This is a genomic window from Limnobacter thiooxidans, from assembly GCF_036323495.1.
GTDB classification, from domain to species: Bacteria; Pseudomonadota; Gammaproteobacteria; order Burkholderiales; family Burkholderiaceae_B; genus Limnobacter; species Limnobacter thiooxidans.
The window spans coordinates 472,460-493,579 of record NZ_AP028947.1 but is presented as its reverse complement, the minus strand read 5'-3'; the positions used below and the strand labels follow the sequence as shown (position 1 = coordinate 493,579).

The following is a 21,120-nucleotide window of genomic DNA, read 5'->3' as shown; positions in this document are numbered from 1 at the left end:
TTATCTCGTGGTGGCCAGTTCGGCGCGCATTTGATCGATGACAGCCTTGTAATCGGGTTTGCCGAAAATTGCCGAACCTGCCACGAAGGTATCTGCCCCTGCTTTGGCAATTTGTGCAATGTTGTCAGGCTTCACGCCGCCGTCTACCTCAAGGCGAATGTTTTGACCACCCTTGGCTGCATGCGCGTCAATACGCTTGCGCAATTCGGTCAACTTGACAAGCGCTTGGGGAATGAAGCTTTGTCCACCGAAACCGGGGTTGACCGACATCACCAGGATCAGGTCCAGCTTGTCCATGACGTGATCGACCCAGGAAATAGGAGTGGCTGGATTCAAAACAATACCAGCCTGGCAACCAGAATCACGAATCAGGCCCAGTGTGCGGTCCAGGTGATCGGTGCCTTCGGGGTGAACACTGATGACGTTGGCACCAGCCTTGGCAAAATCAGGAATGATTCGGTCCACAGGACGTACCATCAAGTGAACGTCAATCACCGCCTCAGTGTGTGGGCGCAAGGCTTCGCAGACCAGTGGCCCAATGGTGAGGTTGGGCACGTAGTGGTTATCCATCACATCGAAGTGGATCCAGTCTGCGCCGGCCGCAATCACGTTTTTCACCTCATCGCCCAGGTGCGCGAAGTCAGCAGAAAGAATACTGGGGGCGATGACAAACGGATTCATGGTGTACCTTCGATGAGGATAGAGAAATCAAACCCAGAGTTTAAACGAAGTTGCGCCATTCGAATGGCCTTGAAAGCGGCTACGGATTTGTGAAAATGAGGGTTTGAAGTCATACTTGAACACCACATCAAACTCCAAAAGCCACGCAGAATGAGCAGCCAGTCACACTATCAGTTCGAAGTTCGAGTCAGCACCCAGTTTCTGGATGAGCAAAGTGACAAGGAAAAAGGGCCGTATGTATTCGCTTACACCATCGAAATTGAAAACGTGGGCGACAAGTCTGCGCAATTGTTAAGCCGCCACTGGATTATCACGGACGCCCACAACATTGTTCAGGAAGTCAAAGGCGATGGTGTGGTAGGTGAACAACCCACCCTTCGACCCGGTGAGCGATTTGAATACACCAGCGGTTGCCCGCTACCCACGCCCGTGGGCACTATGCGAGGTTCTTATACTTTTGTGGGCGAAGGCGGTGAGCAATTCGATGTAGCCGTGCCGGAGTTTTTGTTGTCCATGCCCCGCGTGCTGCATTAATCCTTTTTGGACGTGTCGTCCTGATCGACGCTGCTGTCTTCGATTTTTTCAATCGGGTGATCTACCCGGGCCCGCATTGTCCACCACATGATGAACACGATCAGCCCCAAAGCCAACACCATTTCTGCAATGAGTAACCACATGTCCCGTTCACTCCGTTGTTGGTGGCCCAGCACCGTGCTGGCCACCCTGATTTTATCTGGATGCGCCACTGCTCCGCCCCCCAAAACAGCCGATTGTTCATGCCCTGCTGTCGAAAAACCTGCACAAGTGGAAAAAAAAGCGGAAACACCCGCATTGCCCTTGTTCGTGAAATCCGATTTTTCAAAGTTGCCCGGCTGGGGGTCTGCAGACCACACACGCTTTCTTGAAGCTTTTGCGGAACAATGCTCTGCCAATGGCAACGCACTGGCCAAACGCAAGGCAACACCCAACAGCCTGCTGGAGGCTTGCCGCAAGGCCCGCCAGAATCTGACTGGCAACGCCTTGCTGCCCGCACAGATCTGGATGGAAGCCAACTTTGAAGTGTGGCAACTGCAACAGGAAGACGGCAAAAAGGAAGGCTTGCTGACGGGTTACTTTGAGCCGCTGCTGAAGGGCTCGCGCACTGCGCAAGGCGCCTACACAACCCCGCTGTACGGTGTTCCCGAAGACTTGATCGTGGTCAAGCTGGACGAGCTTTATCCGGAACTGAAAGGCAAGCGGCTTCGCGGACGTTTGCAAGGCAACACGCTGGTGCCCTTTTTCGACCGGGAAGATTGGGAACGGCTTGGACCTGACCGTGAAAAGCCGATTGTCTGGGTTGACGACAAACTGGATGCCTTTTTGTTGCAGGTTCAGGGTTCAGGACGCGTGACCCTGCCAGACGGCAAGGTGATTCGCCTGAGCTATGCCGAGCAAAACGGTCACCCTTACAAATCGATCGGCAAGGTACTGGTAGACCGAGGGGAACTGACCGCTGCGCAAGCAACCATTCCAGGTATTCGAAACTGGGCCAAGGCCAACCCGGGAAAACTGGATGGCCTCTTGAATGCCAACCCCAGCGTGGTGTTCTTCAAGGAAAATGAAGTGCTTCGCCCCAAAGATGGACCTGTAGGCGCTATGGGAGTGCCGTTGACTGGCAAGTTAAGCCTGGCAATTGACCGGGAGAAAATACCTTACGGCAGCCCGATGTGGATTGAATCCAGCAACCCGGTCACGAAAGCGCCCATTGCGCAAGGTGTTTTGGCCCAAGACACGGGGGGTGCCATTCGGGGCCGCGTGCGTGCTGATTATTTTTGGGGAACAGGCGAAGAAGCAGGTGAGGCAGCCGGCCTGACCCGGCAGCCTTTGAACATGTGGTTGATCTGGCCCAAAGGCGCGCCACTGCCGGAAAGCGGAAGCTAAGCAGCGACCGGCCGGCAACGGAGTGGCTGCCAGACGGCCAGAAAAATACTTACTTCGGTCTGGCCGCCGCTGCAATTCGGCGGTTCAGGTCTGCGGCTGGAATGGCACCACTGGCCCGTGTGCCGTCCTGAAAGAACACGGTGGGTGTACCCGACACGCCCATGCCACGCCCCAAGGCCACCAAGTCATTGATGGGTGCGTTGCAATTCCCATCACCGCTGGGTGACTGGTCACGCAACATCCAGTCGTCCCACATTTTTGATTTGTCCGCGGCACACATGACCTTTTGCGCCTTGTCGGTGGAATCGCGGCCCAAAACTGGATAAACGTAGGTGTACACCGTGGTGTCTTGCAGCTTGGTCAGCGTTTCCTTACGGAAACGCTTGCAATAACCGCAATTGGGGTCTTCAAACACTGCAATTTTGCGGCTACCCGTACCGTAGACCGACTTCAAGGCCAAGCCAGCCGGCAGGTCTTTCTCAAAGTTGATTGCATTGAGCTTGTCCAGGCGAGCCTCGGTCAAATTCAACATGGACTTGCTTTCAAGCAGTTCGCCCAGAATGAAATGGCTACCGCTGGCGTTGGTATAAATGATTTTCTTGCTGCCGTTGTGATTGACCACAACCTCAAAAAGCCCATCGACAAATTGCACATCGTTTACAGAAAGGACCTTGACGCCAGAGGCGCCAAGTGAGTCGGTAACCGCAGCGGTGATTCGATCGACCTGCGACTTGCTGGGCGCCGCCTGTACGGGCTGAACCGACATGGACACCAGCCAGGCACCTGCCGACAGGGCAGAAAGTGACAACAACACGGCACCAGCGCGCTTGTTAAAGGACAAGGGTAGATTGAATTTCATAAGCCTGCTTGCTTGAAAAAAGAAGAATTGTAGTTAGGACAGGGGCAAACGCAATTTGTTCATTGCCTCAGCGAGATTTAACGTGCAGCTCAGTGCAGGCTCAACGCATAGCCTGCTGGGTTAACCATCGCTTCAGCATGGGCAACTGATTGACAATGTGCATGCCCTTGTTGCGCACCCAAGCTGCGCCAGGCAGATCGAGGCGAAACAGGGTGTGCAAGCCATCCGTCAAAAAGTGGACCGGCGTGCAGGCTGCCTTTCGGCGGCGCTCCCAGGCACGCCACAGTTGCTCATCAGCCAACCCCAGGCGCTGGACAGCCAACAAACGTTTGCGCGAGGTCAGCAGATTGGCCAGTTCGGCTGCGTCTTCGAGCCCCAGATTCAAGCCCTGCCCAGCCAATGGGTGAATGACGTGGGCTGCATCGCCCATCAGCACCACCCCATTGTCAAACCAGACAGGGGCTACACCGTGCCGCAATGGGAAGGAATAGGCTTTGCCAACCGGAACGAGATCGCCATACATCGACTCCACTGCGCCGCCCGACAAGGCTTTGATGCGTTGAACCATCTGTTCAGGGCCAAGCTGCACAAAAGCCTGCGATTGCGACAAAGGCATGGACCAGACCATGGACACGTGAGGCCCAGGCAAAGGCAGCATGGCGAGTACTGAATCGCCGCTGAACCATTGTCGAGCTGCCCCATGGTGAGGTTTTTCGACAGCGAAAGTGGCCACCACGCCCTCGGCGCTGTAATCTTCCAGCGGGAAATCAAGCCCGGCCTGTTTCCGTGTTTCGCTTTGTGCGCCATCGGCCGCGATGATGAGTGGCACACGCACGGTTTTCAGATTGGTGACAACGGCCCACCCCTCTTTCTCTCGGGAGAGCCCTTCCACCTTGGCATCGAGCCAGTCGATGCCGGGCTGATAACGCATGGCAGAAAACAGAACGTCGAACAAACAGCTTTGCTCAATGATCCAGGTCAGGAATTCAACACCTGTGTCGCTGGCATTGAAACGCAACAGACCCTGTTCCTCACCTTCCGAATCGCCCCATACCTGCATTTCGGTAACAGGCTGTACTTTTTCACTTGGGATGTTGTCCCAAACGCGCAAACGGTCAAGGACACGCTGACTGCGGTGGGACAGGGCAAACACACGCGGATCGAAACGCTGGTTTTCATTGGGCACGAATTGGGCAGGGCGAGAGCCGACCACCATCACCTTGAAGCCCGACGATGCCAGCACCAGGGCGGCTACCAGGCCAACCACCCCACAACCAATGACTGCAACGTCATGAGAATGAAGGCTTTGAGAGTCTTTGCCAGAGGCGAGGGTCATGGGCGTTTTCGCTGCAAAAATTGTCAGATTATTGAATATGCTACAGCGATTTTGCATTTCCTGTTTGCGCAAGGCGAAACTTTCGGATAAACTTGCGGGCTTCGGTGGTGAATACCACTGAAAACGCGTGGCCGAGTAGCTCAGTCGGTAGAGCAGAGGATTGAAAATCCTTGTGTCGGCAGTTCGATTCTGTCCTCGGCCACCATCCCTTCAAAGCAAGTCTACACGTGCAATAATAGGCAACAGCCAAATACGAAAGCACGGTTCACCGTTGAACAAATCCACAGACTTACTCCGCTATCTCAGAACTTGGGCGCATGCAGCAGCACTGTTGACCATTTGCGGACCTGCGTTGGCGATTGATTATTCGCTGAGCGGATTTGGCACTGTTCAATACACCATCGGCGACAATCAGGAGAAATACCTCCGCCATGTGAATGAAGATGGCACGCTGAAAGTCAATTCGATTCTGGGTGGTCAGCTTGATGTGCAACTGAATGATGAATTCAGTGCCACAGTGCAATACGTTGTCTCACCCAAACAACGGCGAGATGAAGGCGTTGAGCTTGATAACCGCTGGGCCTTCCTGAAATTCAAGCCCAACGACAATTGGCATTTCAAGCTGGGTCGACAACGCCTGAACCTGTACATGGATTCAGAAAACCTGGATGTGGGCCATACCTACGTACCAGCCAATCTGAGCCCCGAGATTTATTACGATGCAGGTGTGTTGGCAGCTGACGGGTTTTCCGCAAACTACAACTTTGAAGACTCTGCGGGCCGCTACTGGGGCGTGCAAGCAATTACAGGCAACCAGAAAATTGTTCAGCGGCTGGCCGGCTTTAATCAAGACTTTCCACTGAATGATTTCGAGATTGCTGGTTTGGTACTCAGCTTGGAAGGCGATGACTACCGGCTTCACCTGTCGCACCACGGCACGGAAATTGATCGCGGTATTTCGCAAATCAATGGCATACCGCTGATAGATGGACGAATTGACGCAACAGCGCGGCTGACCAATTTAGGGGCTGAGTATCGCTGGGACCTGTACACGCTACGTGGTGAAATCAGCCAGACGGAAATCGCATCATCGGCAAGCGGAGTTTTGTTTCCGGGCACACCCCGTCTTGCTGTATCCAATCCAAAATTTGAAGAGCATGGCGCCAATCTGCTGTTGACCCGAAGAGTGTTCAATCAACATGCGGTCTACGGCAGCTATGGGCGATTCATTTCCGAATTTGACGACCAATACTCGCTGGCCATCGGCGGCAAGTACAACCTTAGCCCGTCAGACTCCATCAAGCTTGAATTGCAGCATGTGGTGGAAAAAAGTAATCGACAGCAGTTGTCGGACAACCGCATACCCAACACAACATTCAATTTTCTGAGTGTGTCTTACAACTGGGTGTGGGAATGATGACGCACCCGATGTGCAAATTGTTGTTGTCGTTGTGCCTGTTGCTGGTGATGGGCACCAACTGCCGAGCAGCCTCTGCGGACGTGATTCTGGTGACTGCGGCACAAAACCCGATTGACGAACTGGACACCAGGCAGGTGCGCAGTTTGTACAAAGGTCGCTTGAGTAGCATCAACGGCCGAACACTGAAACCTGTGAACGCAGCCCCTGGCAGCGTGGACCGCACGGAATTTCTGAAGAAAATGTTGGACGCCAATGAGTTGGAGTACACCGGATACTGGCATGTTCGCCGGTATTCCGGGCAAGGCACACCACCTGCGGAAGTGAACGATCAAGCCGAGCTGTTTGAACGGTTGATTCAGGAACCGGACCAGGTAGGTTATCTGTGGGTGCCGCCGGGCAGCAAACCGAAGCTGCCCGACGGGTTGAAAATCATCAAGATAAGATGAGTTTCTGAAACCAGCGTTTACTCCGTGGTGTAACCCTTGCTCAGCGGTAACCACCAGGTAAAGCCAAACACCAGGGTTTTCAACACCACTTTGCCTGCAGGCAGATTTTTACTGCGAAGCTTGTTCATGGCCAGGGGAATTTCAAGCACATGCGCTGCAAAAATAATGGCGGCAAACAGGGTCAAGAAGGGGACATGGAATCCCAATAAACCAACCAATGGCACCATCAGCCAAAAACCCACCAAACCAGCCTGAAGCCCATACCAAATGCGCTGTTCACCCATGTGCTGTTTACTCATGTTCTTTCCCGAATAATTGTTGTGTTCAGGCAGTTTAACTCAACGGGTTAACACCGCTGTGTTGAAACAATCCATGTTGTCAACCTGCACTACCACTTCGTTGGTTTCCAGGCCGAGTACCCCCAGAATTTCATCCAGCCCCCCGCCCAGCAAGCCCAACGCAGACCGCAACGCGGGATTGACCGCGAGCACGTTCAAAATCCCGCCGAGCAAACCAATGTTGGTGTTGAGATTGGTCAGCAAATTGCCCACGCCCTGCGACGCCTCGAAACTGTAAGAAGTCGAGAGTACGGGGTCGGGAAAACCAGCCATTGCTACATCATTGGCCGAGCCACTGCCCACATTTGCATTCACGGTTCTGCGGCCCAACAAGGGCAAGGAAGGCAAACCCAAGGCTGCGGCAATGGGATTGGACTCCAGATCGACCAATACAGCAGACTGGGATTGGGGCAAGCGACAATCAATATCCTTGATATCCACCGAACCTCCGCCAGCCGTTACGGTGAGGTCAAGCAAACCGCTGATTCGGGTTGACACGGCAATTTGTTCGGTTCTGGCCGTGGCAATGACCCGACCATCACTGTTCAGCTTGGTGGCCACAAACAACTGCGGCGGGCTAAGTACGGATACATTCAGCGTATTGCCAAGCCTCAGGCGCACGCCATTGCCACCAATACCACGGGCTGCAGCAAGGCTTGAGGCAAAAGCAAGGTTACCCAAGCGCACCGAAGCGCCCGTGAAATCTGCATCGTCGCTGGTGTCGGCTGAAAGCACATCGCCCAGAAGAAAATCCACTGTATCGATCGGCCCATTGCCGGGAATAGCCACCGTTGGTGCTTCAGGACCAGCCGCATCAATTGCCGCATTGAGCAAGTCACCCGCCGAGACCCGTGTATTGAGCAATCGACCCATGTCCAACTGCGCACCCGGACTGAATACGCCCAGCGCCACACCCAGCTCCAACAGATCGACTTGGGCGTTGGAGGCCAGCAAACCCTGAAAACCCAATAAATTCAACCTCAAATCGGTTCCAATCGCACTCATCAAAGGTGAGAGGCCTGAGCCGCTGAGGTTCAAGGCCAGCAGGTTGGTGCCGACCAAACCGGATATCAGCGGTGTCACCGTGGCTTCGGCCACAGCAACAACCGGCTCGGTACCCAAGAAAGCCGCCGGTACATTTCGTACCACGCGGACAAGGACGGACCGTTCACAATTGCTTGGGGCCAAGAGGGTCTCGGTGCCTCGCACATTGCAGTTGAGCGAAATATTGTCGGTGCTGTCATCGAAGCCATTGCGCCGGGCGTAATCAACAGCCGCGGGAAATCCTTGTGGGGCATTCCCGATGTCGCTGGCCGCTGCCTTGGCAGCCAGATCGGCAATGCGCTGAACCTCCTCACGTTCCCAGACAATCTGCCCTAAACCCAGTACACCCAGCGCGCCGATCGACATCAACACAATGAACACGGTAAGTATGGTCATGGCGCCCTGTTGTTGGGCAAATGCTCGGTTAAGGTGGCGCTCAGGCTTGGGCATGTCGTAAATCTTCAGCTGGGTTAACCCGATTTTGCCTTAATTCAGGCCGATTGGATATGCAAGAAAAGCAGCCAATAGATGTGGCAGTTCAAATGATCAGAACTTGCCGGGCCCATCTTTGAGAAACTTGCCCAAAATGCGGGAACTGGGTTTTAAACGCACCACCAATGCTTTGGCCACACTGGCGATAATCTCCATTGGCGCGGCCAATCGGGAAGCTTGGGCATGCCCACCTAAAGATTGAAGTGTTGCGGCATCAAGCACGCCACCTGCGTCACGCACCAAAACCACGCCCAATTCAGGATTGGACTCTTTGATTTGATGCAACAGAGCAGACTGGGCCGCCTGTTGCGCATCGAGCAAAATCACAGTGATTTTCTTGTCCGTCAGAAACCGGCCAGCCACATGTAAATCAACACAAGATAGAACACGCTCGAACTGGTTTGACTCCGCCAACTGGGCCTCCAGCGCAAGGCGGGTTTCCTCGTTTGGATCAACAATCAGTACCGTAGTCATTCATTTCCCCTTGTTTAGACACTCTTTAGCAAGTTCGATGCCAACAAAGGGAACAGTTTTCGGGCTTTTTTGGTGCAGAACCAGGGAATCAGGTCCTCCCAAGCATGCTACGAACCTCTCGCCACAGGCTGTCTATTTCAGCTGCCGCCTTGGAATTGGGTGCAAACTCGGTAACCGATTTGCCCAGCCCCACACTGATGACGAAATCGTTGCGCTCGTGAACAATTGTTTTGCAAACCTTGGCTGTAGCCTTCAACTGTTCGAAAACAATTTCAGGTGTACTGCTGAGCACAGACGCACCATTGATGACCCAAGAAACCTTGGTTCCTGCATCAGAAGCCCATTCCAGTGAACTGCTGGCGCTGTGAATGTCCAATGGGCTGGCCTTGGTGGGAATCAGGACCAGATCCGCGTGGGTCATGGCGTCCTTGATCCACTTCTTTTCGGTGGGAGGCATGTCGATGAATACGAAGTCATACCCAGACTCTTCAAGCTCGGACAACTCGATCAACAAATCGTTGACACCCACCTTGCGCACATCGGGATAGTCTGCCACCCGCAGGGAATCCCAGAACCGGCTGGAGCCTTGTGGATCCAGGTCCAGCAAGGCAACTTTCTTCTTGCCCTGCTGACAGGCGAGCGTGGCCAGATTGAGGGACAAGGTTGTTTTACCGGCACCGCCTTTGCGGCTGCTGATGATGGTGGTCTTCATGGGCGGGCATCCTGTGCAGAGGAATTTAATTCGGATTGAGAAATTATTCTAACCCGCCAACGCGATGGTGAAACAACTGTTGAATGCGTGTGGCACTCAATGGCATCTGGATGCTTTGGCGTGTTCGCCACAAGGGAATTTGATCGCTCATCAGTTGGCTGCCTACCCAGCCGTCCTGGCCACCGAGCAGCACAAAGTAGTTTTCATCAGGGTCCGACAAATCGGAAAGATGGCGGCTTTGGGAACCGTAGCTGGTTTCATCAAAACCGCGAATCAGGCTGTGGGCATTCTTCATCAAAGTTTCTCTCGAACCTGCGGCAGGGAATGATTTCGAGGAGAACAACTTGCCCAGCAGTGGCACATGACCCAGCACATGGCGCAAGCGGATTTTGTGCAAATTGCCCCACAGCTGCCAATGCTGGGCCAGCCGGTTGGCTTCATCAACAGAACGGGGTATGACTGATTTTTTCTGGGCATCCGACAAAGCCTCCAGGTCTTCCATCAGGCAGTCTGTCAAATAAGCCCATTGGTCCATCAAACCAGGCATTCGCCCCGCGTGACGCACAGCTGACAACTCACGCACCAAGGCGGTCAATAAAAACTCGAATTGAAGCGCTGAAAAGCTATCGGCGGTATAAGCGCCCTGCCACAAGTCGATTGAATTGCAAAAGACCTGCTGCTCGCTGGTGGAAATCCAGGCGCGACAAAAATCAGCCAATTCCCTGGACAGCCGGGCAGCCAAGGGGGAGGTGACATCCAATTGCAACTCAAGCAAGGTTTTGGGGCAGAAACGGTGCTGGGCGTTGAACAGGGTTCGGGCCCGCATCACCCGATCATCCCCATTGAACAGGAAACCCAGGCCGGTAACTTCAGATGGCCTGTTGTTGGCCGACACAATGAAACCGGCCGCGGGGTTGATGACACTGGGAAAATCTTTGGCACACACCTGAATAGACCAATGAGCTTGGGCAGTGTCCTCGGGCAGTACCCAATCGTCCTCTGGAAACCCTGGACGTTTGGGCAAAGTGGCGGCCAACACGTGACCAATATTGCCTTGGGTGTCCGCCCCCAGCACGTTCAGGGGTGTTACTCCAACCCCTGCCATGGCGGCCTGCAATTCAGCAACTGTATCCGCCTTCATGGCGCTTAAAAAGCTGGTGATTTCATCGGTGGGCCAATGCCCGGCCCACCGCAAGGCAAGGTGGTCTGGCCCACACAAGCGACCCAAAGCAGGGCAATCGGTCAACACCGGGCCATGCGGGGAATAGCGCAGTTTGCGCTGCCGGGCCCATGAAAACCGTACACGGATTCTGGAAATTTGTGGTGTGGTCAGTGCTTCGGTTTGGGACCCCAGGCGCACCAGGTCTGAAGACGCAGCACGCAAGTTGGTTCCGCCCCAGGCCAGATTGGTGTTTCTTCCCAAGCCCAAGATGGGAACGCCCGGAAACATCAACCCCACGCAGCGATAGCTTGGCGTGCGCAGCCCCACCATCATCCACACATTGGGCAAGTGCTGACCAAGGTGAGGGTCGTTGACCATCAAAGGGCGGCCGCTTTGTGTCCGGGTGCCGTGCAACACAATCGAATTGCTGCCTGATCGAGAAATACTGGTCAGAAAATCGCCGATTTGTTGGGCCACGCTGGGCCGGTGTGAAGGGGGAGATTCAAAACTGGTGGAGACCCCGGCGCCCACACGTCGCAAGAGGTTCCACCAATGCACGAAGTCGCCGGATAGCCGGTGCTCGATGAGTGAAAAATAAATAGGCCAATTGACATCGGCGCCCGCCAGGCGGCCGAACAGCAAAATATCCAAGGGGGTGTAAGGTTCAGGTCGAATGGCCAGAAACTTTTCATCGACCCCCCTGCCCCGCTTGGCCTGCACAGCGTTCAAACCAGCCACAAAACCCTCAACCCACTCTTTGCTGGCCTGCGGCATGGAAGCCCAAATTTCAGGCGCAGCGCGGCCAAAATCAAGCAAACGGATCAGGTGGTCCATGTCCACGAAGCCACTGCCCCCCATTTCAGACAGGCGGCCTTGTGCAAGGCGCTTGAGAAATTGCAGTTGGGGACCACGCTGAAACTCAGTGATACAACCCAGCGCATAAGCCCCGCCACGGTCGGTGGATGATTCGATGTACGGGACAAAAAAGTCGTTGAAACGTATGCTGGTGCCTGGGTCAAAGGCCAAATTAAGTGCCTTGAATTGTGCAAGGCGGTCTTCGAGAGTGTAGGTGGGGTAACGGACAGACAACCAGCCCATGCGGCTTGAAAGGCGAGCCAATCCCCGCGCCAGTTTGCGCAAAACCGGGTTTTTTGAGGGGCCAAGGGATTTGAGCAAAACAGCGCTGCTAGTGCTTAATCAGGAAAGGCCGTAGGAAACCAGTTTGCCCAGCCTTTTGCGCAATTTGTTTTGAAGACGATGTTGGTGAGCCGCCTTGACACGACCACCCAGCTTGTTGACCCACACCATGGCTTGGCGCATTGCACACACTCTTGAATGAAATTAGAGGCTTGAGTGTGCGCCAGACAAGTTTCAGCGATGTGACAGCTTGGGGCTTTGGGTTGAAATCAGGCGACCTTTTTCTTGCCCTTGCTGGCAGCCGCCTCAATTTCGGCATGCATGGCGAGGAACTCAAGACTGAGCTTGTGCGCCGGCATGAAGTGGATCATGGGCTTGGCCGCTTCGTGGCTTTCGCGGATTTTGACGGAAGACGACAAACAGGTATTCAGTACCGGGTGCCCTTCTTCCAACAGCTCAGCCACCAGTTTCTGGGGCAGGCTGGCGCGGGGCTGAAACTGATTGACCACGATGCCCTCAACCGCAAGGGAAGGGTTGTGGTCCGCACGAATTTCGTTCAGGGCGTCCATCAGGTTATACAGTGCGCGGCGGGAAAACTCGTCGCAATCGAATGGGATGAGCACGCTGTCGGCTGCTATCAAAGCGGAACGGGAAAAGAAATTCAATGCAGGTGGAGTGTCGATGTAAACCCGGTCGTATTGCCCGCCCAGTTCATCCAGCGCTTCGCGCAGCTTGAAAATCTTGTAACGCGATTCCAGCTTGACCTGCAACTCTTCAAGGGCGGGGTGGCTGGCCAGCAAATCCAGGTTGTCGTAGCCAGTGGGCACCACAAATTCAGCGCTTTTCTTCGGACGTATCTTGAAATTCAGGGCTTGATCGAAAAAATCAGCCAGTGTGTAGTCAAGCGGCTTTGCATCACGCCCCAGGATGTATTGGGTGGAATTGCCTTGGGGGTCCAGATCGATCAACAGGGTTTTCAAACCCTGATGCGCAGAAATGGCAGCCAGGTTGCTGGTGATAGTGGATTTGCCGACTCCACCTTTTTGATTGAATACAACCCGACGCATTTGCAAACCCCTTTTGACTGTGTTTGCAATACTGTAACAACTTTTGGAAGGGATGTGCCATACAGGGGCACAGAAGGAAGTTGGGGATGCGGACATCCCCCGAATTGAATGGGCTCAAAAGAAAAAAACGGGCCCGAGGGCCCGTTTTTTACTGTCAGGCTGCTTTGCCCCGACGTTCTAGGAAGTAAGCCAGTGCCGGCAAGAACACCACCGCACCAACCATGTTCCACAAGAACATGAAAGTCAGCAACAAGCCCATGTCGGCCTGGAACTTGATGGGCGAGAATGCCCAAGTGGCAACACCAATACCCAAGGTCATGCCTGTAAACACGACAGCCTTGCCGGTGGACTTCAGGGTTTCAAAGTAGGCCTCTGCGAATGGCTTGCCTTGTTTCAAATACTCTTCAAGCTTGCCGTAGATGTAAATGCCGTAATCCACACCAATGCCTACCCCCAAGGAAATCACGGGCAAAGTGGCCACCTTCACGCCAATGCCCAACACCACCATGAGTGCAGAACACAAGAGCGAGGTCAGTGCCAGCGGCGCGATAATGCAGATCACAGTGCGCACGGAACGGAAAGCAACCCACACCAGGAAGGCCACGATTGCATACACCCAGACCAGCATTTCAACCTGAGCACGGTCCACCACTTCGTTGGTCGCAGCCTCAATACCAGCGTTGCCCGCAGCCAGCTTGAATACCGCATCGCCGGTGTCATTTTTGGCAATGAAGTCTTCAGCAGCGGCAACCACGCGCTTGAGCGTGTCGGCCTTGTGATCTTCAAGGAACACAACAATCGGCATGAAGGAACAGTCGGAGCTGAACAAGCCATCAGACAGGTTCATGCCGCTGATGGTGCCGTTCAACACGAACTGGTTGCGGTTCAAGGTCATCCACTTCAGGTCGCCTTCACTGTAGGCGCTAATGACAAACTTGGAGCGGTCGGCCAGTGAAATACTGCTTTGTACGCCAGGCACCTGTTCAATGGTCCACTGAAACAAGTCCACTGCAGCCAATGTGTTGTACTTGATACAACCATCCGTTTCGGTTTCAACCATGACCACAAACACATCGGTGCTGGTGGAGTAGTTGTTGCTGAAGTAAACGCTGTCGAGGTTATAGCGGGAATCAGGACGCAATTCAGGCGCGCCTTTGTCCAGGTCACCAATTTGTACATTGGCGTTGCCCCACAACCCCACACCCAACAAAGCAACACCAAACACCAAGGCAATAGTGGCCATTTTTGGTTTGGCAAATCCGGACAAGAAGCGCAATACCTTGTTATCACTGGACTCGGATGCGCGCAGCACCTGGATGGCTTTTTCATCCACGCCGATGTAGCTCATGATCAGGGGAAGCAGAACCAGGTTGGTCAAGATAATGACTGCCACACCAACAGAAGCGCCAACAGCCAGATCACGAATCACAGGAATATCAATAATGACCAGGGTAGCGAAACCAAAACCATCGGTCAGCAAAGCAGTCAGGCCTGCGACATACAAACCGCGAAAGGCCAGGCTTGCTGAGTCCAACTTGTTGTAGCCCTCACCCTGCTTCAGCGCAATCGCGCTGACCACCTGGACACCGTGGCTAACGCCAATTGCAAACACCAGGAAAGGAACCAGCATGGAGTAAGGATCAAGCCCCAAGCCCAGGAGATTCAAAAAACCCAGCTGCCAGATGACGGCCACGATTGAGCAGGCAATGGTGGCAAAGGTACTTTTCAAACTGCGCGAATACCAATACATCATCAGCATGGTAATCAGCAAGGCAAGGCCGAAGAACAGCACGATCTGGCCTGCACCTTCAATCAGGTCGCCCACAATTTTTGCAAAACCGGTTACCCGAATTTCGATTTTGTCGGAGTTGAATTCGTTGCGAAGTTCAGATTCAATGCGCTCGGAAAACTCCTTGTAGTCCAGCCTTTGTCCTGTCTCCGGGTTGATTTCAAGCAAGGGCATATAGACCACGGTGCTTTTGAAATCGTTGCCGACCAAACGGCCAATTTGCCCGGAAAGCTCCACGTTCTGGCGCACCAGTGCAATGCTTTCGGCATCGCCGTTGTAGGTTGCAGGAATCACCTGCCCGCCTTCCAGCCCCTCTTCCGTGACGGAAGTCCAGCGCACGTTGGCTGTCCACAGCGATGCCATTTCAGGGCGATTCACCCCCGGAATGTAAAAGGCCTTGTCGGTGACCTTTTTCAGGGTTTCGAGGTATTCGGCATTGAAAATATCACCTTCCTTGACCTGCACGGTGACACGCACCACGTTGCCCAGGCTGGTAAGGTCGGCCCGATTGGCCAAAAAGTTAACCACGTATTCGTGATTGGTCGGGATCATTTTTTCAAAGCTGGCTGCCACCTTGAGTTGCGTGGCCTGCCAGGCCAGCAACAGGGTTGCGATCAGCATCAGCATCATCACCAAGGGGCGTTTGCTGAACACCAGCCGTTCCGCCAATGGCGCTTTGGTATTTGTGTCGGGAGAAGTCATTGTATGTGTGCGTCCGCTTTATTTGAATTCAGACAAGGACAGGGTTTTGAAACCGCGCAGGCCCGTCAACAAAATTTCCTGATCGTTCAACTGAACGACACTGGCCGACGGCAATTTGTCGGCACGGCGTGTGACCTGGAGCGTTTGGAAGTCGTCGGTGCTGCGCGCTAAAATGCCCCGAGAACCCACCACAACTGCTGAACCATCTGCAAGCACAGTCGCACCGCTAAAAGTTTCACGCAAATTGGTTTTCACTTCCTGCCAGGCGTCGGTTCCAAATGGCAAACGGAACAAATGCCCACGCAAGCCTACTGCTACTACAGTTCGGGTTTCAGGCAGCTCGACCAACGCAAAAATGGAGCCATCGTAATCAATCTTTCGGGATGTCCAGCTTTCGCCTTCATCCGCACTGACCAACACGGTACCCTGCTCGCCAGCCAACCAGATTTCACCGGTTTTGCTCAGCAGCAAGGTGTTCAAATGGTAGTTGTTCGGGTTGTTGATGCGGTCACCCAGATAAACCCAGTTCGCACCCGCATCGTTGCTTTTCAGCAATTGGCCATAGGCGCCGACAACAAACACGGTGCCGTTGGCATTGACCACCACGTCCAGCAAAGGCTTGGATGGACCAACTTCAATATCGCCCTGCGCGGTATCGACCAGAAACGCAGCTTCTTCAGCAGCCACTTCCATCGCTTCGCGGGTTTCGGGTTTGGCATTTTCGGGCAGGCTATCCACCTCTTCCTGAAGCGCATCTGCCTTGGCCTGCAATGAATCCAATACAAACTTGTTGATCGCGTTGCCATCGATCAGCTTGGTCCAGTTGGCGCCACCGTCTTCGGTTTTCAGCACCACGCCATCGTGCCCCACGGCATAACCTAATGCATCGTTGGCAAATGACACGGAAGTCAGTGTGATGGATGTGGGCACCTTTCCAGGCGTCCAGGTTTGCCCGTTGTCTTCACTTTTCAGTACTTGCCCAAACTCACCGGCAGCGAACAGGTTTTTACCAACCCGCTCGACGTCAAGCAGCAAGGAGCGTGTCGCATTGACACTTGGAATGGCGGGAATTTGAAGCAGATCGATCTTGGCCGTCGATACGCTGCCATAGGCTAGCAAACCTGCAGCCAAGCCAGCACCAACCAGCAGCGACGCAGTGGTTCGGCTGGGAAAACGATTCCGGAGAAACATGACATGTCCTTTGAAATTGAAAAAGGCTACAAAGGGCACTTGACCCCTTGTAGCCTAATACCACTGGCTATTACTGAACGCCGAGTCGACGCAGGCCGGCTGGGGTGTAGTTAGCGCGGTCTGGCGTGAAGTCGAACACGAACGGCTGAGCCGCTTCATTGGTCAAACCAATGGTGAGGTAGCGGCCAGCTTGCAGGTCATACAACGCTTCGGCGGCGTAGAACGGCACCATTTCGTTGTAATACTGAATGTTGTGGGCTTCAGCCACGCGCCACAGTGCACCCTTGCCATCGTAATGATCGATGACGGAAGCTTGCCAGTTGTCTTCATCAACGAAGAAGACGCGCTTGGCATAGATGTGGCGTGCATCGCTCTTCAACGTGGCTTCCACTTCCCATACACGGTGCAACTCATAGCGCAGCACTTCAGGATTCATGTGCAATGGCTGGTGAATTTCCTTGTAGGTCAGTTTGTTGTTGGCCAAGCGGTAGCTGTTATAAGGAATGTACATTTCTTTCTTGCCCTTCAACTTCCACTCATAACGGTCAGGTGCACCGTTATACAAGTCGTAGTTGTCGGTTGTGCGCAAGCCGTCAGCTGCCGTTCCTGGTGAGTCATAAGCAACTTGCGGTGCGCGGCGTACGCGACGCTGACCCGCGTTGTACTGCCAGGCGCGGCGACCTTCAGTCACTTGATCCAGTGTGTCGTGCACCAGCAGCACGTTGCCGGATACAGAAACCGGGCTTTTCAGGATCTGGTAAAAGTAGAAGTTGATGTTTTCATCTTCACCAGCCTTGAAAAAGTTGGGCAAGTTGCGTGGAAACACCAGGGTGTCTTCAATGCGGTTGATGATGAAGGTGCCATCGCGTTCAACAGGAACCTGAACGAAATCACGCTTGGCTGCACCACCGCGGTAGCGGGTCAAGTGGTTCCAGATCACTTCCACGCCGTTCTGTGGAATGGGGAATGGAATGGCCTGCTCAAAATTGACCACAGTGTTGCCGTTGTTGTCAGTTTTCGCGTTGGTTGCATTTTTCTTGGCTGCATCCAGCACTTTCTTGGGATAGGCCGTGCTGCGGTGCGTGGGGTACACATTCATTTTGAATGTGGGATACTTTTTCAGCATTTCCAACTGGCCTGGTGACAGGTTGGCTTTGTATTTGTCAGCGTTGGCACCGGTAATGGTGAACAAAGGCTTTTCGCTGGCAAATGGATCAACCAGGTGCTGGCCGGCCTTGTAGCCTGCGGGCGCCTTGGTCAAACCACCCGTGTACGCGGGAATGGTGCCTGCGGCATTGCCCGCTTTTTCTGCACCGAATTCAGTCAGGCTGGTGCCCAGCTTGGCCGCTTCCTGCGGGCTGACTGCCGCTTGCGCGGCGCTGACAGCAAACAGGCCTGTCAGAGCCAGTGCTGTGAGTTTTGTTTGAAACTTCAACATAAAAATTCCTCCAGTGTGTCTCTGTTCTTAGAATGAGTAGGATGCGGTGAGTGATACGAAGTCGCGATCGCGAAGTGCATCAAAATCAGCAGCGTTGGTAAAGGTTGTGTAGTTGACCGAGGCTTTGGTGTTTGCATCAAACTCCAAGCCGAGACCCAAGCCGACTGACTGACGGCCTTCGTTAAAGACTTGGCCTGGTTCAGGTGACCAGCCATCCACGTCATGTGACCATGCAATGGATGGAACTAGGTCGATACCCATGAATGCGTCGCGATAAGTGGCCTGAGTGCGCAGGCGATAACCCCATGAGAAGTCGGTTACATATCCTTCAGTTCCGCGAGCAGTACCAAACACTGGGTTGCGACCATATCGTTGCCCCGCCGCTACTTCAGGCAGACCATTCACAAACACTGCACCAACTTCTGCAACGAACACAACTTGGCTGGAGTTCAAAGCACGGTCAAACGTCTTGATGAATGCAGATTGAACCTGGGTTACGTCAAAACGGTCGAAACCAGCAAGAGTTTCGCCTGGGCGTAGTGCACGAACACGTCTGTCAAGTGCGTTGGGGCCAGCGGGGTTTGTTACACCAGCCGCCAAAGTTGAAGCAAGCAGGTCGTTCGCGTTCAACTGAATTGGCACATCTTGAGCCAAAGAAATTTCGCCGGCTACAGACCAGCCTCCCAGGTTAGTCGAGGCACTCAATCCAAACACGGAGATGTCTTCAGCGTAGTCAACGAAATAGCTGCCACCTCCGCCGGCTAAAGCACGCGGCAAGGCGTTACCGGGCGTCAGACCTGGCGGTATGCCAGGGGTACCTGCAGGAGGAACAGGAGTGTTGGTTGCTTTGACGCTGATTAACGGTAAACGGCTGTGGTAATTCATGTAATACGCGCCAAACTCTGTGTCCAACTCGGAAACATAGTTGCGCAGCGCCAAACCGAATTGACCGCCATCATCGGGTTGATTGTCAACGGAGCGGGCCACTGGGCCACCCTGAACGGCAAACCCTGGGGCAAATTGCGCGGAATCTGGCAACGGCGCAGCAAAAGCAAGCCTGCTACATCCATCGGCGGCAAAGTCATTCGATGAGAAGTAGGTACCACAACCTTCAGGAACGGTTTTACGCCACTTCAATTGATAAAACGCTTCCAGGCTGGTGTTGTCAGTCAAGCCCAGGTTACCGTAAATCATTTCGGTGGGTGTGAAGCCTTCCTTCAAGTCAGAACCAGGACGACGGAATGCCGACACGTCGATTGTGTTCAAACCAGAAATCGCACTGGGAATAAACAGGCTTTCACCCCAGCTAATGACTTGGCGACCCAAGCGGAAATCAAGTGGCTTATCAGCCACCGTGGTGTTCATGTAAAAGAAAGCATCCAGCAAGTCAATGCCGTCAAAGCGGGCATAGGGATGAAATCCGTTGTCATTCAACTTTTGATTGCGTGCATTGCTTGTTGGCTCATGACCATGAAACACTTCTTCATTGTTCAGAGTGTGGTCATAGAACCATTTAACGCGAGAAAAGAAACCGTAGTTGTCTTTCTTCAATTCAAAATCGTGCACACCCTTGATAATGGTTGAAAAGGCGTCGCCTTTGTCAAAGTTCAAATTACCGTCGTCTGTGGTGTTTGAAAAGCCCGTACCTGCAGCACCGTCCGATGAACGGTTGCCAGTGCTGTAAAGCGCACGATCGCGGTTTTCAACGCGAAAGCTTGTTCCCACGCTTACCGTGGAGTTCACGCTCAGGTCAAAGTCACCAATCTGGAAGTCTTTGGCCTGCGCTGGCATTACCGCAGCTGCCAAAAGGCCGGCTGCAAACATGTTGCGAACTGCAACATTTGTTTTTGTTTTAGAAAAAGAATGTTTGTTCATGTAGCCCCCAAATATTTATCGAGTAGTCAGGCGCGAACGCCTGCAATCACCGACTCGGTCCCCGTGCAGAGGATGTCGGAAAATCAACTGAGAAATCGAATAGTTGTTCCGGCCTGTAGCAGGCGCGGCACAGCCATCATGGGGAACTTCGGGAACCTTGAGAAAAATACGACATGTCGCCTCCAGTGATTGCACCTTGATTGATGCTTTGTATTCATTTTTTTAGTAGTGTAAAGCAGCTTTCCAAAAAATAAAACCGTAATTACAGTTTTAATAATTTAGAGCGCCTTATCTAAAAATGTACCACTGGAGTAACGTGAAATGTTGCGTGAATTGTCAATCGATCCGATTTAGTCGTAATTTCACTACAAGGCTTATCAAGTCTAGATACCAAGGTAGCTGCTGACGATGTTTTGCATGCGTTTTTCAAATTCGGGCGTTCTGAATTTGACAGGGCCTGCATCGCGCAAACGGGCGTTGTGCAGCGCACCGTACACCACCTGAATGGCAAAAGCCAAGGCCCGCACTGGGTCGGGGTGGGCAATGTGATCAATGTGAGGCAACAGTGGTTTCGATACGGTGGTGATGAACCCAAAGCCCACATCTCGCATGGGTGTTGAATCGATAAATCCTTTGGATTCGCGGATAAACGCTTCTGTCAGTATCGAGCTGTATTCACCCTGAAAAATGCCGACAAGAAAACTGACCACTTCGTCGCAAATAAGCTTGCCATTGACACCGACCCAGTTACGGTCATCAAACTGGCTGGCAGCGCTCATCAACAATTCCTGACAGCTTTCGGCAATGAGCGCGTCAAAAAAACTTTCCTTGTCTTCAAAGCGGCTGTAGAACGAACCCACCGTGCAACTGGCTTCCGTACAAATGTCTTTGATGGAAATGTCTTCGAGGACACGGGTGTGCAGCAGCTTTCGGCCAGCCTTGAGCAGATCATGCCGCTTTTTCAAGCTGCGCGCCTGCATGGCTGGACGAACGCCTTGGGTGTTTTCTACCGCTTCTGCTTTGGCCTGATTTTTCAC

General features: G+C 53.4%; 20 protein-coding genes and 1 tRNA gene. 5 read left to right on the top strand and 16 right to left on the bottom strand.

Annotated features, from left to right (window positions below):
* On the bottom strand, positions 1-681 hold the full coding sequence (gene rpe / locus RGQ30_RS02230; protein ID WP_130558531.1) for a ribulose-phosphate 3-epimerase: 681 nt from the start codon (positions 679-681) through the stop codon (positions 1-3).
* Between the two features lie 150 nt (positions 682-831).
* On the opposite strand from rpe, the gene apaG reads away from it, so the two are divergent.
* A complete protein-coding gene (gene apaG, locus RGQ30_RS02225) occupies positions 832-1,215 on the top strand; it encodes a Co2+/Mg2+ efflux protein ApaG (protein ID WP_130558532.1) in 384 nt (127 codons plus the stop codon).
* Here apaG and RGQ30_RS02220 read toward each other — a convergent pair.
* The gene (locus tag RGQ30_RS02220; protein ID WP_298219205.1) at positions 1,212-1,358 is read right to left on the bottom strand and encodes a hypothetical protein; all 147 of its coding nucleotides are present in this window, start codon (positions 1,356-1,358) and stop codon (positions 1,212-1,214) included. The two genes, apaG and RGQ30_RS02220, sit on opposite strands and share 4 nt — an antisense overlap.
* On the opposite strand from RGQ30_RS02220, the gene mltA reads away from it, so the two are divergent.
* On the top strand, positions 1,357-2,601 hold the full coding sequence (gene mltA, locus RGQ30_RS02215) for a murein transglycosylase A (protein WP_338284678.1): 1,245 nt from the start codon (positions 1,357-1,359) through the stop codon (positions 2,599-2,601). The two genes, RGQ30_RS02220 and mltA, sit on opposite strands and share 2 nt — an antisense overlap.
* A 49-nt stretch (positions 2,602-2,650) precedes the next feature.
* On the opposite strand, the gene RGQ30_RS02210 is transcribed toward mltA, so the two are convergent.
* Positions 2,651-3,460: a DsbC family protein gene (locus RGQ30_RS02210; protein WP_130558534.1), complete on the bottom strand. Its 810-nt coding sequence runs from the start codon at positions 3,458-3,460 to the stop codon at positions 2,651-2,653.
* A 100-nt stretch (positions 3,461-3,560) separates the two neighbouring features.
* Positions 3,561-4,796, bottom strand: coding sequence for an FAD-dependent monooxygenase (locus RGQ30_RS02205; RefSeq protein WP_298219208.1), 1,236 nt, complete (start codon positions 4,794-4,796; stop codon positions 3,561-3,563).
* 129 nt (positions 4,797-4,925) lie between these two features.
* On the opposite strand from RGQ30_RS02205, the gene RGQ30_RS02200 reads away from it, so the two are divergent.
* The 3 genes from RGQ30_RS02200 to RGQ30_RS02190 all read left to right on the top strand — a co-directional run bounded on the left by RGQ30_RS02200 (position 4,926) and on the right by RGQ30_RS02190 (position 6,662).
* A tRNA-Phe gene (locus RGQ30_RS02200) sits at positions 4,926-5,001 on the top strand.
* Between the two features lie 66 nt (positions 5,002-5,067).
* Positions 5,068-6,213 carry a porin gene (locus RGQ30_RS02195; RefSeq protein ID WP_298219210.1) on the top strand — a complete coding sequence of 382 codons (1,146 nt, stop codon included), beginning with the start codon at positions 5,068-5,070 and terminating at the stop codon, positions 6,211-6,213.
* The gene (locus RGQ30_RS02190) at positions 6,210-6,662 is read left to right on the top strand and encodes a hypothetical protein (RefSeq protein ID WP_130558536.1); all 453 of its coding nucleotides are present in this window, start codon (positions 6,210-6,212) and stop codon (positions 6,660-6,662) included. Before RGQ30_RS02195 ends, RGQ30_RS02190 begins: the two co-directional genes overlap by 4 nt.
* 17 nt (positions 6,663-6,679) lie before the next feature.
* On the opposite strand, the gene RGQ30_RS02185 is transcribed toward RGQ30_RS02190, so the two are convergent.
* The 12 genes from RGQ30_RS02185 to RGQ30_RS02130 all read right to left on the bottom strand — a co-directional run bounded on the left by RGQ30_RS02185 (position 6,680) and on the right by RGQ30_RS02130 (position 21,120).
* Positions 6,680-6,961 (bottom strand): hypothetical protein, encoded by a 282-nt coding sequence (locus RGQ30_RS02185; protein ID WP_298219214.1) that lies wholly within the window; start codon positions 6,959-6,961, stop codon positions 6,680-6,682.
* A gap of 39 nt (positions 6,962-7,000) precedes the next feature.
* Positions 7,001-8,494, bottom strand: coding sequence for a pilus assembly protein TadG-related protein (locus tag RGQ30_RS02180; protein ID WP_130558537.1), 1,494 nt, complete (start codon positions 8,492-8,494; stop codon positions 7,001-7,003).
* Positions 8,495-8,590: 96 nt separating this feature from the next.
* The gene (locus RGQ30_RS02175) at positions 8,591-9,010 is read right to left on the bottom strand and encodes a response regulator (protein WP_130558538.1); all 420 of its coding nucleotides are present in this window, start codon (positions 9,008-9,010) and stop codon (positions 8,591-8,593) included.
* Positions 9,011-9,098: 88 nt separating this feature from the next.
* Positions 9,099-9,722, bottom strand: a complete 624-nt coding sequence (locus RGQ30_RS02170) for a ParA family protein (RefSeq protein ID WP_130558539.1) — start codon at positions 9,720-9,722, stop codon at positions 9,099-9,101.
* Positions 9,723-9,765: 43 nt separating this feature from the next.
* On the bottom strand, positions 9,766-12,060 hold the full coding sequence (locus RGQ30_RS02165) for a penicillin acylase family protein (protein ID WP_130558540.1): 2,295 nt from the start codon (positions 12,058-12,060) through the stop codon (positions 9,766-9,768).
* A gap of 21 nt (positions 12,061-12,081) precedes the next feature.
* Positions 12,082-12,204 carry a hypothetical protein gene (locus RGQ30_RS02160; RefSeq protein ID WP_298219221.1) on the bottom strand — a complete coding sequence of 41 codons (123 nt, stop codon included), beginning with the start codon at positions 12,202-12,204 and terminating at the stop codon, positions 12,082-12,084.
* Between the two features lie 86 nt (positions 12,205-12,290).
* Positions 12,291-13,088: a ParA family protein gene (locus RGQ30_RS02155; RefSeq protein ID WP_130558541.1), complete on the bottom strand. Its 798-nt coding sequence runs from the start codon at positions 13,086-13,088 to the stop codon at positions 12,291-12,293.
* 154 nt (positions 13,089-13,242) lie between these two features.
* A complete protein-coding gene (locus RGQ30_RS02150) occupies positions 13,243-15,579 on the bottom strand; it encodes an efflux RND transporter permease subunit (RefSeq protein ID WP_130558542.1) in 2,337 nt (778 codons plus the stop codon).
* A gap of 18 nt (positions 15,580-15,597) precedes the next feature.
* Positions 15,598-16,770 (bottom strand): WD40/YVTN/BNR-like repeat-containing protein, encoded by a 1,173-nt coding sequence (locus RGQ30_RS02145; protein ID WP_130558543.1) that lies wholly within the window; start codon positions 16,768-16,770, stop codon positions 15,598-15,600.
* Positions 16,771-16,840: 70 nt separating this feature from the next.
* Entirely contained in the window at positions 16,841-18,208 is a 1,368-nt protein-coding gene (locus tag RGQ30_RS02140) for a DUF1329 domain-containing protein (RefSeq protein ID WP_130558544.1), read from the bottom strand.
* A 27-nt stretch (positions 18,209-18,235) separates the two neighbouring features.
* Positions 18,236-20,032, bottom strand: coding sequence for a DUF1302 domain-containing protein (locus RGQ30_RS02135; RefSeq protein ID WP_338284675.1), 1,797 nt, complete (start codon positions 20,030-20,032; stop codon positions 18,236-18,238).
* A gap of 434 nt (positions 20,033-20,466) precedes the next feature.
* On the bottom strand, positions 20,467-21,120 hold the full coding sequence (locus tag RGQ30_RS02130) for a TetR family transcriptional regulator (RefSeq protein ID WP_130558546.1): 654 nt from the start codon (positions 21,118-21,120) through the stop codon (positions 20,467-20,469).

Coding starts and splice junctions, on each gene's coding strand:
- RGQ30_RS02145 (WP_130558543.1), bottom strand. CDS start 16,770: ATGTTTCTCCGGAATCGTTTTCCCAGCCGAACCACTGCGTCGCTGCTG.
- RGQ30_RS02150 (WP_130558542.1), bottom strand. CDS start 15,579: ATGACTTCTCCCGACACAAATACCAAAGCGCCATTGGCGGAACGGCTG.
- RGQ30_RS02155 (WP_130558541.1), bottom strand. CDS start 13,088: ATGCGTCGGGTTGTATTCAATCAAAAAGGTGGAGTCGGCAAATCCACT.
- RGQ30_RS02180 (WP_130558537.1), bottom strand. CDS start 8,494: ATGCCCAAGCCTGAGCGCCACCTTAACCGAGCATTTGCCCAACAACAG.
- RGQ30_RS02185 (WP_298219214.1), bottom strand. CDS start 6,961: ATGAGTAAACAGCACATGGGTGAACAGCGCATTTGGTATGGGCTTCAG.
- RGQ30_RS02190 (WP_130558536.1), top strand. CDS start 6,210: ATGATGACGCACCCGATGTGCAAATTGTTGTTGTCGTTGTGCCTGTTG.
- RGQ30_RS02135 (WP_338284675.1), bottom strand. CDS start 20,032: ATGTTTGCAGCCGGCCTTTTGGCAGCTGCGGTAATGCCAGCGCAGGCC.
- RGQ30_RS02210 (WP_130558534.1), bottom strand. CDS start 3,460: ATGAAATTCAATCTACCCTTGTCCTTTAACAAGCGCGCTGGTGCCGTG.
- RGQ30_RS02160 (WP_298219221.1), bottom strand. CDS start 12,204: ATGCGCCAAGCCATGGTGTGGGTCAACAAGCTGGGTGGTCGTGTCAAG.
- RGQ30_RS02170 (WP_130558539.1), bottom strand. CDS start 9,722: ATGAAGACCACCATCATCAGCAGCCGCAAAGGCGGTGCCGGTAAAACA.
- mltA (WP_338284678.1), top strand. CDS start 1,357: ATGTCCCGTTCACTCCGTTGTTGGTGGCCCAGCACCGTGCTGGCCACC.
- RGQ30_RS02220 (WP_298219205.1), bottom strand. CDS start 1,358: ATGTGGTTACTCATTGCAGAAATGGTGTTGGCTTTGGGGCTGATCGTG.
- rpe (WP_130558531.1), bottom strand. CDS start 681: ATGAATCCGTTTGTCATCGCCCCCAGTATTCTTTCTGCTGACTTCGCG.
- RGQ30_RS02140 (WP_130558544.1), bottom strand. CDS start 18,208: ATGTTGAAGTTTCAAACAAAACTCACAGCACTGGCTCTGACAGGCCTG.
- apaG (WP_130558532.1), top strand. CDS start 832: ATGAGCAGCCAGTCACACTATCAGTTCGAAGTTCGAGTCAGCACCCAG.
- RGQ30_RS02205 (WP_298219208.1), bottom strand. CDS start 4,796: ATGACCCTCGCCTCTGGCAAAGACTCTCAAAGCCTTCATTCTCATGAC.
- RGQ30_RS02175 (WP_130558538.1), bottom strand. CDS start 9,010: ATGACTACGGTACTGATTGTTGATCCAAACGAGGAAACCCGCCTTGCG.